This window comes from Streptomyces sp. NPDC037054, from assembly GCF_055606745.1.
The window spans coordinates 119,653-135,591 of the sequence record NZ_JBVJSJ010000012.1 but is presented as its reverse complement, the minus strand read 5'-3'; the positions used below and the strand labels follow the sequence as shown (position 1 = coordinate 135,591).

The following is a 15,939-nucleotide window of genomic DNA, read 5'->3' as shown; positions in this document are numbered from 1 at the left end:
GCCTCCCGGTTCATCCGGCGGCGGTGGGCCGGGGCGCGGCGCGCGGTGGCGTGTAGAGGTGTTCGCCGACCTGTTTCACGAGCCGCGCCATCTCGAAGGCCACCAGTCCGATGTCGGCGGTCACTGCGGTGAAGACGGCCAGGCACGAGCCGTCGCCCGCGGCGGCCACGAACAGGAACGCGTCATCCATCTCGACCATGGTCTGGCGCACGCCTCCGGCGCCGAAGTGCCGGCCCGCGCCCTTGGCCAGGCTGTGGAACCCGGAGGACACGGCGGCCAGGTGTTCGGCGTCCTCGCGCCGCAGGCCGGTCGACGCGCCGATGGCGAGTCCGTCGTTGGACAGCACGACGGCGTGCCGGACCTCGCCGACGCGCAGGACCAAGTCGTCCAGCAGCCAGTCCAGTTCGCCGGACCTGTGGCCGGAGTTCGTGCGCGGGTCCTGGATCATGCGGGATCTCCCTCGTCGCTGTCGGTGCCCGGTGCGGCGCCCCGGGCGGTGCCGGGCCCGGGCCGCCCGCCGCCACCGCGCACCCAGCCGGCCCGGTACGCGGCCATGCGGTCGCGGACGAGTTCGGGTGTGCGCTCGTCGTCGTTGCGGGGCTCGGACGCGGATGCCGTGTCCGTCGGCCGCTCCGCCCTGAGTTGGGGCGCGAGGCTGGCCTGCCGTACTCGGCGCGGTAGTTCGTCGCAGTCGGCGGAGTCGTGCTCGGGGCGGTGCGGACGCAAGGTGGCCACTCCCGGGGGCTGAGTGCGGGGCGCTGTCCCGGTGACCGTCGGGACGGGGACGACGAGAGCGGGCCGGTCGGCGCGCGCCGGGACGGGCTCCGGCGGGCCGGTGGTGTCCGCCACGCGCGCGTGCGTGCGCTCCTGGAGCCGGAGGGCCTCGGCCGGATCACCGCTGGAACGTTCCGTCGCATCGGTGTGCAGCAGCGCGGTGGGCAGCAGGACGACCGCGGTGGTCCCGCCGTACGGGGAGGGCTGGAGGTGCACCTTCACTCCGTGCCGGGCGGCGAGTCTGCTGACCACGAACAGGCCGAGCCGGTCGCTGTCGAACAGGTCGAGCGCCTCGGACTGTGCGATGCGGCGGTTGGCCTCCGTGAGGGTGTCCTTGCCCATGCCGAGGCCTCTGTCCTCGACCTCGACGGCGTAGCCGTTGCCGACGGGTTCGCCGCTGACGCGCACGCGCGTGTGGGGAGGCGAGAACTGTGCGGCGTTCTCGATGATCTCGGCCAGGAGGTGGGTGAGGTCGGCGACGGCGGCGCCGACGACGGACGCCTCCGGGAGCTGCCGTACCTCCACGCGCGCGTAGTCCTCGACTTCCGAGACGGCCGCGCGGACGACGTCGGTCAGGGAGACCGGCATGCGCCAGGCGCGGCCGGGTGCCGCTCCCGACAGGATGATCAGGCTCTCGGCGTGGCGGCGCATGCGGGTGGTGAGGTGGTCGAGCCGGAACAGGTCGCTCAGCTCGTTCGGGTCGTCGGAGCGGCGTTCCATGCTGTCGAGGAGGCTGAGTTGCCGGTGGACGAGGACCTGGCTGCGGCGGGCGAGGTTGACGAACACGCCGGAGATGCCGCTGGCGAGTTCGGCGCGCTCGACGGCGGCCCGCAGCGCGGCCCGGTGCACGGTGGCGAGGGCCTCGGCCACCTGTCCCGCCTCGTCCTCCGAGGCCGGTCCCCGGGGTGCCTCCGCACGGATGTCGATCTCCTCGCCCGCGCGCAGCTTCCGCATGGCGTCGGGAAGTTTGCGCCGTGCGATCTCCAGGGCGCGGTTGCGCAGCCCGACCAGCTCGACGACGAGCCCTCGGCCGATGCGCACGGAGATGACGAGCGAGGCGGCGACGGCGGCCAGGCCGAGGAGGACCGCGGCACCTGCCGGGGTGAGCGCTCCTTGGGTGAACGGGTCGGCCCGGTCCGCGACCGCGTGCGCCGCGTCCCGCTCGACGGTCCGCATGCCGTCCCGCACGCGCGCGTGGGCGCTGTCCCAGCGGGCTTCGGGCGCCGCGGCGAGGGCCTTCGCGCCCGGGTCGCTCGCGAGCGCCGCGTCCTCGGTGTCGCCGAGGACGGCATAGGCGTCGCCGTCGGCGAGCCGCCGCCAGGCGGCCCTGTCGGGTCCGCGCAGGTCGGCCGCGGCGGCCTCGCTGAGGGTGCGGCGTTCGTGGACGGCGCCGATGAACAGGCGCAGCCGTTCGCCGTCGAGTCCGCCCGCGAGGCGGGCGCTGCCGAGGACCGCCGCCTCCTGGGCGAGGGCCTCACCCGCCCGGGCGAACTCGAGCAGGACGCGCGCGTCGGAGCCGAGTTCGGCGTCCTGGATGCCGGTCAGCGCGCCGCTCACGCCGAAGGCCGAGGCGATGGTCCTCGTGTACGTCTCGTACGTCCGGTCCCAGCCGGCGCTGCCGTCGAGGATGTCGGCTCGCAGCGCGGGTAGCCGCTCGGCACCGGCGACGAACGTCTCCAGCCTCCGGGCCACTCCGGTGGGCAACTCCTCGCTGTCGGCGACTGTGTTGCGGTCGCCGAGCCGCAGCTTCGCGAGGGCGCTGTCGGTGCGCTCGGCCAGTTCCCTGAGGTGGCCGCCGCGTTGGGCGGACGGCGCGGTCGCGGCGCGCACCGCGACCGCGCGTTCGGCCTGCAACGCGGCGACGGCGTCCGCGACGGGGGTGCGGATCTTGGCATCCACGCGCTGCACCTGTCGCAGGCGGGCGATGTCCTGGGCGGTGCTCACGGCGGCGTAGGCCCACAGGGCCAGCAGCGACACGACGGGGACCATCAGCAGGCACACGATCTTGGCGCGGACGGTGCGAGGGCGTATTCGGTGCCGCCACGCACGCGCGCGTGCGTCGTCCTTTGCCGTGACGGGCAGTTCGTCCGCGCCCTCGTCGGCCGGGGGTCCGGCGTGCGCGCGGCGGCCTCGCACGGGGGGTGGCGCCTCGGCGCCGGCGGCGGGGGTCCTACGGGGGGTGCGCATTGGCCTCCTCGCTCGGAAGTCGGTGGACGGTGTGCCTGCCCGGCGGGAGGCTCGGGGCCAGTGGCTTCGGGACCCGTGGCTCCGGAGCCTGTGGGCAGCCTGTGGGCCGTGACTCCGGAGCCTGTGGCCCATGGCTCCGGGGCCCGTGGTCAGCGGACGGTGTGCTCCATCGGCCGCTGTGCCGCCGTGGAGGCCTCCCGCTCCCCCGCCGTGGGTGACAGCGCGACGAAGGCGGAGGTGAGGAACAGGTAGGACCCGAGGCCCACGGCGAGGGGGAAGACGAACTGCATCGCCGTGGCCCCGGGCAGCACCTCGCCGGAGGGCGTGACGTCCACGCGCACGGCGAGCATCCCGGTGTAGTGCATGCTGCTGACGGCCGCGCCCATGATCAGCGAGGCGACGCCGACCGCGACGGGCGACTTGATGTTGAGGGCGGCCCACAGCGCGGCCGTCGCCGCGACGACGGCGATCAGCACGGACAGGCCCACGAGCGTCGGGTCGTAGTGCACCTGCCCGTGCAGCCGAACGGCGGCCATGCCCAGGTAGTGCATGCTCGCGACGCCGAGCCCGGTGGTGAACCCGCCGATCAGGAGGGCCCGCCCCTGGTCGCGGCTGTAGCCGACGGCGAAGACGCCGCCGCAGACCACGGCCATGGCGACGAGGAGGCTCACGAGGGTCAGCGGCACGTCGTACCGGATGTCCGTGCCGCTGACGCCGAAGCCGAGCATGGCCACGAAGTGCATGGTCCAGATGCCGGTGCCGATGGCGGAGGCGGCGGTGACGAGCCAGTTCCGCCGCGCCCGCCCTGTGGTGCCGAGTGCGCGGACGGTGCAGCGCAGGCCGAGGGCGGCGCCGGTGCAGGCCATCGCGTACGACAGCGCGGGGGTCAGCCAGCCGAGGGTGGCGTGGTCCAGGTGTCCCATGGCCCCGGGACGCTAGCGGGGTCAAGGGCGCACGAACGGGGCGCATTTCGAAAGGTGCCGCAATATGACGCAGACACACCCGGGACCGATCGGGTCACGCTCGAACGTGTGCACCGGGCATCACACGTTCCGGTATACGGAGTCGCAGCTTCCGTTGCCTCGTTGCGTGGGTTCCGGTCCGCCGGGTCCTGCGCTCCGGTGCGCCGCGTCACGCGCTCTGGTGCGGGATCATGCGGGCATGAGCGACGACCACACGCACGTGCAGGAGTTTTTCACCGCCCGCGCCGCCGACTGGGACACCAAGTTCCCCGACGACGGTCCGGCCTACGCGGCCGCCGTCGCCGACCTCGGTCTGCGCGAGGGCGACCGCGTGCTCGACGCGGGCTGCGGCACCGGCCGGGCCCTGCAGCCGCTGCGGGCCGCGGTGGGGCCCTCCGGGGTGGTGGTCGGCGCGGATCTGACACCGGCCATGCTGGAGGCCGCCGTACGGGCAGGACGGGACCGCGACGGGTGGCTGCTGCTCACGGACGTGGCGGCGCTGCCGCTGCGTCCGGGTTCGCTCGACGCCGTGTTCGCGGCGGGGCTGATCGCGCATCTGCCGCAGCCGGAGGAGAACCTGCGCGAGCTGGCGCGCGTGGTGCGCCCGGGCGGCGGGCTCGCGCTGTTCCATCCGATCGGCAGGGCCGCGCTCGCCGCGCGCCAGGGCCGTGAGGTCACCCCGGCCGACCTGCGTGCCGAACCCAATCTCCGTCCACTGCTGGCGCGTTCGGGCTGGCGGCTGACGTCGTACGTCGACGAGGACGCCAGGTTCCTCGCGCTGGCGGTCCGATCGGGCTGACGGCGCTCCCGGCCCGCCGGCCACCGGACCTGGCCGGCAGCCGCCGTCCGAACCCGGACGCGACTCCTCGGCGCCCGTCCGTCCGGTACGTACCCGCCCGGGCGGCACTGTCAGCTCCCGCCCGAACTCACTCCGCCGCCGGTCCGGGCACGTGCCGGACGGGGCAGCCGCGCACGCCCGGGACCGGGCGGGTGCCGAGGTCGTCGAGCCGGTATCCGTCGGGGTAACTCTTGATCTCCCAGTTCTGGCGGGCGTGGTGCGGTTCGCGGCGCGGGGGCAGCAGACGGACAGCGCGCCCGCGCAGCCGCACCGCGCGGCGCACCCACGCGCGCGTGCCGGGCCCGGGCGGGGTGTAGCGGAAGGCGCGCAGCAGCGGATCGTCGAGGAGGGCCAGTGTCGCGGTGCGCAGCAGTGGGCGCACCGGCCGCGGGTACCAGGAAGCCATCAGGGCGAGCGTGGCGTCCGACACCCGCCGGGCGCCCTCGTCCCAGCCGAAGTGGGCGTCCTCGTAAGCGTCGAGGCAGTCGGCGAACTCCTCGTAGGTCTCCGGGATGTCCTTGATGCCCAGGTGGCGTCCCAGGGTGGCGTAGTAGACCGCGGCGGCGACGGTCTCGTGGCGCGAGAGCCTGCGCCATCCGTAGGCGTCGATCCATCGCTTGGGCACCACGACGAACGTGCAGAGCACGTAGCGCATGTCGTCGTTGCTGATGTCGTAGCCGCGGTGCATCTGGTTGATGCGGCGGATCGCGGTTCTGCCCTGCGGGCTGCCGAAGCCGTGCTCGACGATCGCGTCGAGCAGGAGCGAGGTGTCGTCGTACCGGCGCTGGGTGCGGTCGGTCAGCTCCGCCGTCTCGGCCAGCAGACGACCGATGGAGGGCACCGCGTAGGTGCGGTAGAGGGCCAGTTCGAGAGCGCGGGTGAAGTCCCAGGGGAACTCGTAGGCCGAGGAGAGCCGGTAGATCTCCGCGGCGTCCTCGTACGGATCCATCCGCCGGATCTGCTCCAGCCGTGCGAAGCGCCGCACCGCGTCCCCCTTCTGCCGTCGGAACTCCAACTCTACGTTGTGCAGCGGGAGATGTACGGGGCGCGACGGCGCGCGGCGCGGGGCGCGGTGGCCGGCCTGACTGACCCGGGAGTAAGGCGCGCGGTCGATTCGCCCGGTCTACACGGAAAGCCGCAGCTCCGGATGGCACTGGGAGTCGTGACAAGGGCATTCCCGGCGCATTAGTGTGCGCGCCGTTGGACAAACCTTTGGGGAGGCTGGGATGGCCGGGACGGACGAGAACGCCGTCGCCGCCGACGACGATGCGCTCTATGTGCTCACGGCGGTGCTGCTGACGCCGGCGAAGTTCCCGAGTGTGCTGGGCGACGACTATCCGGAGGCGTGCGCCGCGCTCGGTCTCCCCCCGCTCGCCGACGGCTACGGCCTGGTGCTCGGCCAGGACGGCGACGGCGCCAGATGGACCGTGGTCGTGGACGACGTGTCGCTGGTCGCCGTGGCCATCGCCTCCTGGGACTGCGGCATGGAGTACGACCTGTCGCCGGACGAGCGGAGCGTCGTCGCCGCGCTGCCGGGCTGGCCCCTCGCGGTCGCGGTCGCGGCGCCGAACGTTCCCGCGCCGCACGATCCCGCCCCCGAGATCGCCGAAGGCCCGCCGCTGACGCCGCCGGACACCTCGGTCTGGGGCCCGGCACAGCGCCGCCTGGGTGCCGACGAGATCGCCCTGCAGTGGGCGACGTGGCGCGAGCAGATCGACGACGCCGAGTTCGTCGGCGGGGCAGCGGGGCAGGGCGCCGTGTCGGACGCCGAGGGTGCGGCGAGCGGCGCGGAGAGCCCCGAGGCGGCCGCGGGGAACCGGGACCCGGAGGCCGCCGCCGAGGGCGCGGCAGGGCAGGGAACTCCCAACGCGCCCGTGGCCCCCGACGAGCCCGACGCCCCCAGGGGTCACGGCGGGATTCGACGGGTCCTGGCCGAGGCCCGGGCCTATCTCGACTCGCCGCCGCCCCTCGGCCGGGTCCGGTCGTCGTTCGCCCCGGGCGACGCGCGGACGCTGCGTGCCGACGGCCCCGGCTGGTCGCTGGTGGCCAGGACCGACGACATCGCGTTCGTGCTCCTCGACGAGGAACCCGGCGAGGTCCTGCCGGTGGGCCGTGGCCCGGAACTGCCGGGCCTGCTGGAGGCCCTCGACAAGATGGCGGTCCGCCCCAGCTGAACCGTGCCGCCCGTTCACGGCGCCTCCTGTGACGAACCCCTATGCGGTGACGCGGCTCCATGTGGTCCCAACCCATGGATGGGGTGCGGGAAGGACCGCACGATGGGGCAGCCCTCGGCTCCACTTCCCCGCCGTGCCGGCTGTCCCGTCCCACTCCGGAGGCCCAGATGCGTCTGTCCCCAGGTGTTCCGTTCGTCGCCGCCGTTCTCACGGCGGCGGCTCTCACCGGCCCGGCGCCCGCCGTCGCCGCGCCCGCCGACGGCACCTCCTGCGCGCAGCACGAGCGTCTGCGGGTCCCCGGAGCCGCGCATCAGCGCAGCGCCTGCCTGGCCGACCTGACCACCACGGGACTCGCCGGCACGCCGTACACGGACCCGGCCGACCAGGCGGGCCTCACGGCGGCGGGCACCCGCCTTCCGTCCGGTGTGCCGGGGATCCAGCTCGACGGCTACTTCCCCGACACCTCGCACTTCAACGCCACGCACGGCTGGCGCCACGACGCGCAGTTCGTGATCCGGCTGCCCGAGCGCTGGAACGGCGGGCTCGTCGTCACCGGCGCACCGGGCACCCGCAAGCAGTACGCGACGGACAAGGCGATCTCCGACCAGGTGCTCGCGCGGGGCTACGCCTACGCCGCGACGGACAAGGGCAACAGCGGGACCGACTTCTACCGGGACGGCGACCGGCCCGGCGACGCCGTCGCCGAGTGGAACACGCGCACCACGGAACTCACGCGGGCGGCCCGCCGGGTGGTGGCCCAGCGCTACGGGCACGCGCCGCGCCGCACGTACATCACCGGCATCTCCAACGGCGGCTACCTCACCCGCTGGCAGTTGGAGAACCACCCGGAGCTGTACGACGGAGGCGTGGACTGGGAGGGCGCCCTGTGGACCACGCGCGGGCCCAGCCTGCTCACGTCGCTGCCGGCGACGGTCGCGCGGATGCGGGGCACCGCGCGGGACGAGGACCTGTACGCGGTGGGCTTCGCTCGGGGTTCGGAGTTCCTGTGGCCGTACCACGAGAAGGCGTACTGGGGGGTCACGCAGAAGATCTACCGTGCCGAGTTCGACCCGGACTACGACCCGGCGTGTCCGGGTCCGTCCGCAGGGAGCACCGTGGAGGAGATCCTCGCGCCGTGCGCCTCCGACGCGGCGTACGACTACGCGTCGCGTCCCGGCGCCGTGCACCGCGCCGTGTCCCGCGTGGCGCTGACGGGCCGCATCGGAAAGCCGCTGATCACGCTGCACGGCGACATGGACGCGCTGCTGCCCAAGGCCGCCGATTCCGACGTGTACGCGCGCATGGTCGACGCGAGCGGGCGGGGGCGGCTGCACCGCTACTACGGCATCGAGGGCGGTACGCACGTCGACGGCCTGTACGACACGCATCCCGACCGGCTGCGGCCGATCCTGCCCTGCCACCGCTCGGCGTTCGACGCGCTGACCGCCTGGGTGGAGCGGGGCACCCCGCCGCCCGCCGACCACACGGTGGGCAGGCCGGCGAGCGGCGACGTGGTGAACTCCTGCGCCCTGGACGGCGACGCGGCGCGGCGTTAGCGGCGGCGGGGCCTCAGCGGCCTATCTCCCTGCGGTTGATCCGGCGCAGCCTGCGCCGCTGCGAGGGGTCGAGCGCGAGGTACGCGGCGGCCGGGACTCCCAGGACGATCAGGAGCGCGGCCCACCAGGGCAGCCAGATCATCAGGACGAGCCCGGCCGCCACACCCCCCGCGGCGATCTTGGCGTTCTTCGACATGAGCGTCGCCTCCTTCGCGGCCTTTGCCGCTCTCAGTCTCAAGAACGGCCGCGCGCTCCGCGCGGTTCCGGACCGCGACCCCGAGCCGTCCCTGAGGCCGGACCCTGACGCGCGTCGGGGACACGGCGGGACACGGCCCGGGGCACACGCCTCCCACACGAACCCCACCGCATCCAGTGACTCACGTCACGCCGACATCATGCGGGACGAGTGCGTTCGATGCTGTACTATCGACGACTCCGCCAACTAGTCAAATTTGAGGAATGCGCCATCGCTGTGCAGCAGTCTTCTGTGGCAACCTGCTCCGGGGTCTCCGAACTCGCCCGCTGTTGTGCCGTCTTCCTGCCCGGCGTCCCCGCCCGCACCGGTCGGATCGCGTTCTGGCATCCCGACGGCCAAACCGTTCCCACCGTCGACGTGGGCTCGACGGAGGACCTCGAGGTCGTCGTGCCCTGCGGCAACGGCGACGACGGTGTCGAGGTCGTGACCGTACCCGCCGTCGTACTGCCGGTGCGCGCGGCACTGCACGTCCTCACGCGCGTGCGTGCCTGCGGGGAGGGGCACCCGGCAGCCGCGTTCTGGGGCGCGGCAGCCGTGCACGCCCTGCGTCTCGTGGCGCGCGGCCTGCTGCTGCCGGGACTGTCCTCCGCCGACCACGACGCCTGGCGTCTCGGCCCGTTGCACGCCGAGGACCTGGAACTGGTGCGGAGCCTGGCCGCGTCGATGCCGCCCGAGGGGCACGCCGTGCCCGTGCCCGCCGACGGGCCCCCGCTGCTGCCCGACCCCGAGCGGCTGCTGCGGGCCTTCCTGGACGCCGTCGCCGACACGCTGCCCCGCTCCCCCGCCGCGCCCCTCGTCACCGGCGGCCCCGCCTACGCGGTGCACGAGCCGCAGCACCTGCCGGACCAGCGCGCGTGGGCCGCCGACGTGGCCGCGGGCCACGACGCCGGGGTACGGCTCTCGTTGCGGGTCGAGGTGCCCGGTCTGGGCACGGCGGTGACGGACGACGTGGCCGTGACGTTCCGGGCCGTCCTTCAGGTGCACAGCGTGAGCGACCCCGCGCTGGTCGCGGACGCCGCCGAGGTGTGGGGCGGCACGGCGGCCGAGGCGTTCGGGCCGCGCGCCCGCCTGGACGCCCTGCTGGCGCTGCGCCGCGCCGCCCGGGCCTGGCCCCCGCTCGCGCGGCTGCTGTCGGCCACCGTGCCCGACGCCGTCGAGCTCGCCGACGACGAGATCACCGAACTGCTCTCCGCGGGCACGCGCGCGCTGGCCGCCGCCGGAGTGGACGTGCACTGGCCGAAGGGCCTCGCGCGGGAGCTCACCGCGGACGCCGAGGTGGGCCCGCCCGGCGGTGACCGTGAGCCGGTCAAGGCCGCCTCGGACCTGCCGTCGTTTCTCTCCGCCGATGCCCTGCTCGCCTTCAACTGGCGCTTCGCGCTGGGCGGCCGGCGGCTCACGCGCGCGGAACTCGACCGGCTCGCCGAGGCCACCCGCCCCCTGGTCAGGCTGCGCGACCAGTGGGTCCTGGTCGACCCTCGGGAGGTGCGACGGGCCCGCGCGCAGCAGGACCGGAGGATCACGCCCGTCGACGCGCTCGGCGCCGCCCTGACGGGCTCGACGGAGATCGACGGACGCCGCGTCGAGGTGCGCCCCACCGGCTGGCTGGCCGCCCTGCGGGAGCGGCTCGCGGAACCCGAGGGGCAGGAGCCCGTACCGCAGCCCGACGCCCTGGCGGCCACGCTGCGCGACTACCAGCGGCGGGGCCTGAACTGGCTCGCCCGGATGACCTCGTTGGGGCTGGGCTGTTGCCTCGCCGACGACATGGGGCTCGGCAAGACCATCACGCTGATCGCCCTTCACCTGCACCGGCAGACCGACCCGTCGGCCGCCGGACCCACCCTCGTGGTCTGCCCGACGTCCCTGATGGGCAACTGGCAGCGGGAGATCGAGCGGTTCGCGCCCGGCACGCGCGTGCGCCGCTTCCACGGCACGCGCCGGGGACTGGAGGACCTCGCGGACGGCGATTTCGTCCTCACCACGTACGGCACGATGCGGCTGGACGCCGAACGGCTGGGCACCGTGCCGTGGGGCATGGTCGTCACCGACGAGGCGCAGCACGTGAAGAACCCCTACTCGGCGACCGCGCGGCAGTTGCGCACCATCGACGCACGCGCACGCGTGGCGCTCACCGGCACGCCGGTGGAGAACAACCTCTCGGAGCTGTGGGCGATCCTCGACTGGACGACGCCAGGTCTGCTCGGCCGGCTCGGCGCGTTCCGCGCGCGGTACGCCCAGGCCGTGGAGGGTGGTCAGGACCCCGCCGCCGCGGAGCGGCTCTCCCGACTCGTCCGGCCGTTCCTGCTCAGGCGGCGCAAGTCGGACCCGGGTATCGCGCCGGAACTGCCTCCGAAGACCGAGACGGACCACCCGGTGTCGCTCAGCCAGGAGCAGGCGGCCCTGTACGAGGCCGTGGTGCGCGAGGCGCTCGCCGAGATCTCCGGGGCCGACAGCATGGCCCGGCGCGGCCTGATCGTGAAGCTGCTGACCGGGCTGAAGCAGATCTGCAACCATCCGGCGCAGTTCCTCAAGGAGGAACGGCCCAGGATCGTGGGGCGCTCCGGGAAACTGGAGCTTCTCGACGAGCTGCTCGACACCATCCTCGCCGAGGACGCGGCCGTCCTCGTCTTCACGCAGTACGTGCAGATGGCGCGCCTGATCGAACAGCACCTGGCGGCACGCGGCGTGGACTCGCAGTTCCTGCACGGCGGGACGCCCGTCGCCGACCGGGAGACGATGGTGCGCCGCTTCCAGGACGGCGAAGTCCCGGTGTTCCTGCTGTCGTTGAAGGCGGCGGGCACCGGCCTGAACCTGACGCGCGCCGAGCACGTCGTGCACTACGACCGCTGGTGGAACCCCGCCGTCGAGGCGCAGGCCACGGACCGCGCGTACCGCATCGGGCAGACGCGCCCCGTGCAGGTGCACCGGCTGATCGCCGAGGGAACCATCGAGGACCGCATCGCGCAGATGCTGAGCCGCAAGAGGGAACTCGCCGACTCGGTGCTCGGCGCGGGCGAATCGGCGCTCACGGAGCTGTCCGACGCCGAACTGGCCGATCTGGTGGAGTTGCGAGGGGGCACGCGATGAGCGGGTACGACGGTCACACGGAACGCACGTTCGCGGCGCTGCCGCCCGCGCGCGGGAAGGGATTCGCGCAGACGTGGTGGGGGCACGCCTGGCTGAAGGCCCTTGAGGACACGGCACTCGACTCGGCCCAGCTCAAGGCGGGGCGCCGGCTCGCACGCGCGGGTGCCGTCGGCGCGGTGTCGGTGCGGCCGGGTCGCATCACGGCCGTGGTCCAGGACCGTGACCGCACGGCGCACCGGGCGGACGTCCTGCTGGAGCGGCTGTCCGACGAGCAGTGGGAGCGCCTCCTGGGCATGGCCGCCGAGCGGGCCGGGCACGTCGCGGCGCTGCTGGAGCGGGAGATGCCGCCCCATCTGGTGGAGGACGCCGCGCACGCCGGCGTCGATCTGCTCCCGGGGCTGGGCGACCTGGAGCCGGAGTGCGAGTGCGACGCCTGGGACCACTGCGCGCACACCGCCGCGCTCTGCTACCAGATGGCGCGGCTGCTGGACCAGGACCCGTTCACGCTCTTGCTGTTGCGCGGACGCGGCGAACAGGCCGTCCTGGACGACCTCCAGGCCCGCAGCGGCGCGGCCACCACGGAGCCGCCCCGGCCCGACGGGGTCGACGCGGTGGAGGCCTACGCGACGGGCGGTCTCCTGCCGCCTCTGCCCGCCCTGCCCGAGCTTCCCGACGCCCCTGGTGCGCCGCCGTCCTTCGACACCGAGGCGGCACCGGCGCCCGGTGTCGACCCGGCCGCGCTCGAATACCTGGCGGCCCGGACGGCGGCGGAGGCGCACCGTCTGCTGGCGGAGGCGCTGCGCCCCGGGCACGACCGCCGGGAGCCGGCGGCCGAGCCGACCGTCGCGCAGGACGCGGCGCGCCTGGCAGCGGGTGATCCCGACGAGTCCGTGGCGGCGCGCCTCGCCGAGGGGCGCGGCCGGGAGGATCTGGCACGGGCGGCACGCGCGTGGCGGCAGGGCGGCGTGGCCGCGCTGTCCGTGCTGGAGGACGAGTGGGCGGTGGAGGGTGAGGCTCTCGCACGCGCGTGTGCCGCGCTGGACGCCGCCTGGGACGAGGACGAGCGGCCGCTGCTGCACGCGCGTGCCAACCACTGGACCGTCGTCGGCTCCTCCCTTCAGCTGCGGCTCGGCAGGGACGGTCGTTGGTGGCCGTACCGTGAGGAGGACGGCCGTTGGATGCCGGCGGGCGCCGCGTCCCGGGACCCGGCGACGGCACTCGCGGCGGCGGGACAGCCGGCGGCGGGCTGACCCGCTCCGCGATCGCTCCCGGCCGCTCCCCGATCGCTCCCGGCCGTTCCCAGTCCCGGCTCGGCCGTTCCCAGTCCCGGCTCGGCCGTTCCCAGTCCCGGCTCGGCCGTTCCGACGATCACGCGATGCCCCGCGTTCACCCCGTGGTCGTACGACGTTCCGCACCACAACCAAATCTGGCCACTGTCAGCACACTTGCTCCCAGGAGGCCCGATGTCCCCGTATGCCGCAGGCCGGCGCCGCATCCACCGTTCCGTCGCCGCGGGCGTGCCGCTCGCCGTGGTGGCCGCTCTGGCGGCGGCCGCCCCGGCCACGGGTGCCCAGACGGCGGACGCGCACGTCACGCGCGTGGCGACGCTCGGCGACATCCCGCTCGCCGGGTTCAGCAACGCGCTGCTGCCGGGCACGGTCGCGGACGACCGCGGTGTGGACCTCGGCGGCATCGGCAGCGACATCTACCCGGCGGGCCGCGAGGGCGAGTTCTGGACGGTCACCGACCGGGGCCCCAACGGCCAGATCAAGGTGGACGGCAAGAAGCGCCGTACGTTCCCGGTGCCGGGCTTCGACCCGGCGATCGTGAAGGTCCGCGTCACCGGCGACACGGTGAGGGTGCTGGACGCCATCCCGGTCACCACCTCTTCCGGGAAGCCCGTGACCGGTCTGCCGAACCAGCAGGGCCGCGACGAGGCGCCGTACTCCTACGACGCCGGCACGCCGCTGCCGTACGACCCGAACGGGCTGGACACCGAGGGCATTGTGCGGGCCGCCGACGGCAGCTTCTGGCTCGTGGACGAGTACGGGCCCTCCCTCGTGCACGTCTCCGCGCGCGGGAAGGTCCTCACGCGCTACGTGCCCGAAGGGCTGAATCTGACCGGTGCCGACTACCCGGTGGTGGAGGCGCTGCCGTCGGTGCTGCTGCACCGGAAGGTCAACCGCGGCTTCGAAGGGCTGGCCCAACTGCCGGGCGGCGACCTCGTCATGGCCGTGCAGAGCCCGCTGTCGCTGCCGGACGGGGATGCCGGAGAGGCCTCGCGCACCACGCGCCTGCTGCGGTTCTCGCCGAAGAAGCAGGCGGTCACCGCCGAGTACGCCTACCGCTTCGACCCGGTCGGTGTGGTCGATCCCGGTGAGGACGACACGTCCGAGCTGAAGATCTCCTCGGTGGTCGCGGTGGGCGGCGACCGGCTGCTGGTGGAGGAGCGCACCGACAAGGCGGCCCGGCTGCACCTGGTGCGCCTGGACCGTGCCGCGAACATCCTGGGCGGCGCCTGGGACGACGACACGACGTCCCCGTCGCTCGAAGAGCTGGAGGACCCGGCGGCCGCGGGCGTGCCGGTGCTCGCCAAGCGGCTGGTGGTGGACTTCGGCACGGTCGAGGGCGTGCCGGGGAAGATCGAGGGCATCGCGCGCGTGGACCACGACACGCTCGCCCTGATCAACGACAACGACTTCGGCATGACGGACGGCGCCGAGGCGTTCGACGCGGAGGGCCGGCTGGTGGACAGCGGCGTCGAGACGACGATCACGTACGTGCGCGTGCCGCGCGGTGTCTGACGTTCCGCCACCCGACGGGGACGGGCCGGGGCACGTCGTGCGACGTGTCCCGGCCCGTTCCCGTTGCTCTGTCCGGAGGTCCGGCGGCGTGGTTCAGCGGGCGCCGAGGAGGTGGTCCATGGCCAGCTGGTCCAGACGCTCGAAGGCCATGCCGCGGGCTGCGGCGGCGTCGACGTCGAAGTCCTCGAACGCCGACCGGTCCGCGAGCAGGGCCTCCAGGCCGTCGGCGGCGGTGGGCTGGGCCAGCTCGTCCAGGCGGGCCGCGCGCAGCGCCTCCTGTACCTCGGGGTTGGCGCGGAACGCGGCGGCGCGCTCCTTGAGCATCAGGTAGTTGCGCATGCAGCCGGCCGCCGAGGCCCACACTCCGTCGAAGTCCTCGGTCCGCGGCGGCTTGAAGTCGAAGTGCTTCGGGCCGGCGTACCCGGCGGACTCCAGCAGGTCGACCAGCCAGAACGCGGCGCGCAGGTCGCCGGCGCCGAAGCGCAGGTCCTGGTCGTACTTGATGCCGGACTGGCCGTTGAGGTCGATGTGGAACAGCTTGCCCGCCCACAGCGCCTGAGCGATGCCGTGCGGGAAGTTCAGGCCGGCCATCTGCTCGTGCCCGACCTCGGGGTTGACGCCGAACAGCTCCGGGCGCTCCAGCTTCTCGATGAAGGCCAGTGCGTGTCCGACGGTCGGCAGCAGGATGTCGCCGCGCGGCTCGTTCGGCTTGGGCTCGATCGCGAACTTGAGGTCGTAGCCCTGGCTCGTGACGTAGTCGGCGAGCAGGTCGAAGGCCTCCTTCATGCGGTCCAGGGCGTCGCGCACGTCCTTGGCGGCGCCGGACTCGGCGCCCTCGCGGCCGCCCCACGCCACGTAGGTCTCGGCGCCCAGCTCGACCGCGAGGTCGATGTTGCGGATGGTCTTGCGCAGCGCGTAGCGGCGCACGTCGCGGTCGTTGGCGGTGAACGCGCCGTCCTTGAACACCGGGTGGGTGAACAGGTTCGTCGTGGCCATCGGCACGCGCATGCCGGTCGCGTCGAGGGCCTGGCGGAACCTCTTGACGATGCCCTCGCGCTCGGCGTCCGAGGAGCCGAACGGGATCAGGTCGTCGTCGTGGAAGGTGACGCCGTGGGCGCCCAGCTCGGACAGGCGCTGCACCGTCTCGACCGGGTCGAGGGCGGGGCGGGTGGCGTCGCCGAAGGGATCCCGTCCCTGCCAGCCGACGGTCCACAGACCAAAGGTGAACCTGTCCTCGGGGGTGGGCTGGTAGCTCATGCCGCGGCTCCTTGCTCGCTGAGACTATTTCGTCATGGCGCTTTACA

At 73.8% G+C, this 15,939-nt stretch carries 12 protein-coding genes; 6 read left to right on the top strand and 6 right to left on the bottom strand.

What is annotated here, in order from left to right:
* Positions 1 to 10: 10 nt before the first annotated feature.
* From ACZ7D7_RS26405 to ACZ7D7_RS26395, 3 genes are all read right to left on the bottom strand, one after another.
* Positions 11 to 448, bottom strand: coding sequence for a roadblock/LC7 domain-containing protein (locus ACZ7D7_RS26405; RefSeq protein WP_470827434.1), 438 nt, complete (start codon positions 446 to 448; stop codon positions 11 to 13).
* A complete protein-coding gene (locus ACZ7D7_RS26400) occupies positions 445 to 2,961 on the bottom strand; it encodes a sensor histidine kinase (protein ID WP_470827432.1) in 2,517 nt (838 codons plus the stop codon). The genes ACZ7D7_RS26405 and ACZ7D7_RS26400 overlap by 4 nt, the downstream gene beginning before the upstream one ends.
* A 149-nt stretch (positions 2,962 to 3,110) precedes the next feature.
* Complete coding sequence (locus ACZ7D7_RS26395) at positions 3,111 to 3,884, bottom strand: MHYT domain-containing protein (RefSeq protein ID WP_470827430.1); 774 nt, start codon at positions 3,882 to 3,884, stop codon at positions 3,111 to 3,113.
* 238 nt (positions 3,885 to 4,122) lie between these two features.
* On the opposite strand from ACZ7D7_RS26395, the gene ACZ7D7_RS26390 reads away from it, so the two are divergent.
* Positions 4,123 to 4,722: a class I SAM-dependent methyltransferase gene (locus ACZ7D7_RS26390; protein WP_470827428.1), complete on the top strand. Its 600-nt coding sequence runs from the start codon at positions 4,123 to 4,125 to the stop codon at positions 4,720 to 4,722.
* A 127-nt stretch (positions 4,723 to 4,849) separates the two neighbouring features.
* Here the strand turns inward: ACZ7D7_RS26390 and ACZ7D7_RS26385 are convergent, their stop codons facing one another.
* Positions 4,850 to 5,746: an oxygenase MpaB family protein gene (locus ACZ7D7_RS26385; protein ID WP_470827427.1), complete on the bottom strand. Its 897-nt coding sequence runs from the start codon at positions 5,744 to 5,746 to the stop codon at positions 4,850 to 4,852.
* Positions 5,747 to 5,987: 241 nt separating this feature from the next.
* Between ACZ7D7_RS26385 and ACZ7D7_RS26380 the strand changes: the two genes are divergently transcribed.
* Both ACZ7D7_RS26380 and ACZ7D7_RS26375 read left to right on the top strand, forming a co-directional pair.
* Positions 5,988 to 6,935, top strand: a complete 948-nt coding sequence (locus ACZ7D7_RS26380; RefSeq protein ID WP_470827426.1) for a hypothetical protein — start codon at positions 5,988 to 5,990, stop codon at positions 6,933 to 6,935.
* A 167-nt stretch (positions 6,936 to 7,102) separates the two neighbouring features.
* Entirely contained in the window at positions 7,103 to 8,491 is a 1,389-nt protein-coding gene (locus tag ACZ7D7_RS26375) for a tannase/feruloyl esterase family alpha/beta hydrolase (protein WP_470827424.1), read from the top strand.
* 13 nt (positions 8,492 to 8,504) lie between these two features.
* Here the strand turns inward: ACZ7D7_RS26375 and ACZ7D7_RS26370 are convergent, their stop codons facing one another.
* Positions 8,505 to 8,687, bottom strand: a complete 183-nt coding sequence (locus tag ACZ7D7_RS26370) for a hypothetical protein (protein ID WP_470827423.1) — start codon at positions 8,685 to 8,687, stop codon at positions 8,505 to 8,507.
* Between the two features lie 219 nt (positions 8,688 to 8,906).
* On the opposite strand from ACZ7D7_RS26370, the gene ACZ7D7_RS26365 reads away from it, so the two are divergent.
* The 3 genes from ACZ7D7_RS26365 to ACZ7D7_RS26355 all read left to right on the top strand — a co-directional run bounded on the left by ACZ7D7_RS26365 (position 8,907) and on the right by ACZ7D7_RS26355 (position 14,635).
* On the top strand, positions 8,907 to 11,831 hold the full coding sequence (locus tag ACZ7D7_RS26365) for a DEAD/DEAH box helicase (protein WP_470827422.1): 2,925 nt from the start codon (positions 8,907 to 8,909) through the stop codon (positions 11,829 to 11,831).
* On the top strand, positions 11,828 to 13,081 hold the full coding sequence (locus tag ACZ7D7_RS26360; RefSeq protein ID WP_470827421.1) for an SWIM zinc finger family protein: 1,254 nt from the start codon (positions 11,828 to 11,830) through the stop codon (positions 13,079 to 13,081). The genes ACZ7D7_RS26365 and ACZ7D7_RS26360 overlap by 4 nt, the downstream gene beginning before the upstream one ends.
* A gap of 213 nt (positions 13,082 to 13,294) precedes the next feature.
* Positions 13,295 to 14,635, top strand: a complete 1,341-nt coding sequence (locus tag ACZ7D7_RS26355; RefSeq protein ID WP_470827420.1) for an esterase-like activity of phytase family protein — start codon at positions 13,295 to 13,297, stop codon at positions 14,633 to 14,635.
* A gap of 93 nt (positions 14,636 to 14,728) precedes the next feature.
* Here ACZ7D7_RS26355 and xylA read toward each other — a convergent pair whose 3' ends face one another.
* Positions 14,729 to 15,892 carry a xylose isomerase gene (gene xylA, locus ACZ7D7_RS26350; RefSeq protein ID WP_470827419.1) on the bottom strand — a complete coding sequence of 388 codons (1,164 nt, stop codon included), beginning with the start codon at positions 15,890 to 15,892 and terminating at the stop codon, positions 14,729 to 14,731.
* Positions 15,893 to 15,939: the final 47 nt, after the last annotated feature.

Bases quoted from the DNA above. Each gene is read 5' to 3' on its own strand.
- ACZ7D7_RS26370 (WP_470827423.1), bottom strand. From the start codon at position 8,687: ATGTCGAAGAACGCCAAGATCGCCGCGGGGGGTGTGGCGGCCGGGCTC.
- ACZ7D7_RS26405 (WP_470827434.1), bottom strand. From the start codon at position 448: ATGATCCAGGACCCGCGCACGAACTCCGGCCACAGGTCCGGCGAACTG.
- ACZ7D7_RS26375 (WP_470827424.1), top strand. From the start codon at position 7,103: ATGCGTCTGTCCCCAGGTGTTCCGTTCGTCGCCGCCGTTCTCACGGCG.
- ACZ7D7_RS26365 (WP_470827422.1), top strand. From the start codon at position 8,907: ATGCTGTACTATCGACGACTCCGCCAACTAGTCAAATTTGAGGAATGC.
- ACZ7D7_RS26395 (WP_470827430.1), bottom strand. From the start codon at position 3,884: ATGGGACACCTGGACCACGCCACCCTCGGCTGGCTGACCCCCGCGCTG.
- ACZ7D7_RS26355 (WP_470827420.1), top strand. From the start codon at position 13,295: ATGTCCCCGTATGCCGCAGGCCGGCGCCGCATCCACCGTTCCGTCGCC.
- ACZ7D7_RS26400 (WP_470827432.1), bottom strand. From the start codon at position 2,961: ATGCGCACCCCCCGTAGGACCCCCGCCGCCGGCGCCGAGGCGCCACCC.
- ACZ7D7_RS26390 (WP_470827428.1), top strand. From the start codon at position 4,123: ATGAGCGACGACCACACGCACGTGCAGGAGTTTTTCACCGCCCGCGCC.
- xylA (WP_470827419.1), bottom strand. From the start codon at position 15,892: ATGAGCTACCAGCCCACCCCCGAGGACAGGTTCACCTTTGGTCTGTGG.
- ACZ7D7_RS26360 (WP_470827421.1), top strand. From the start codon at position 11,828: ATGAGCGGGTACGACGGTCACACGGAACGCACGTTCGCGGCGCTGCCG.
- ACZ7D7_RS26380 (WP_470827426.1), top strand. From the start codon at position 5,988: ATGGCCGGGACGGACGAGAACGCCGTCGCCGCCGACGACGATGCGCTC.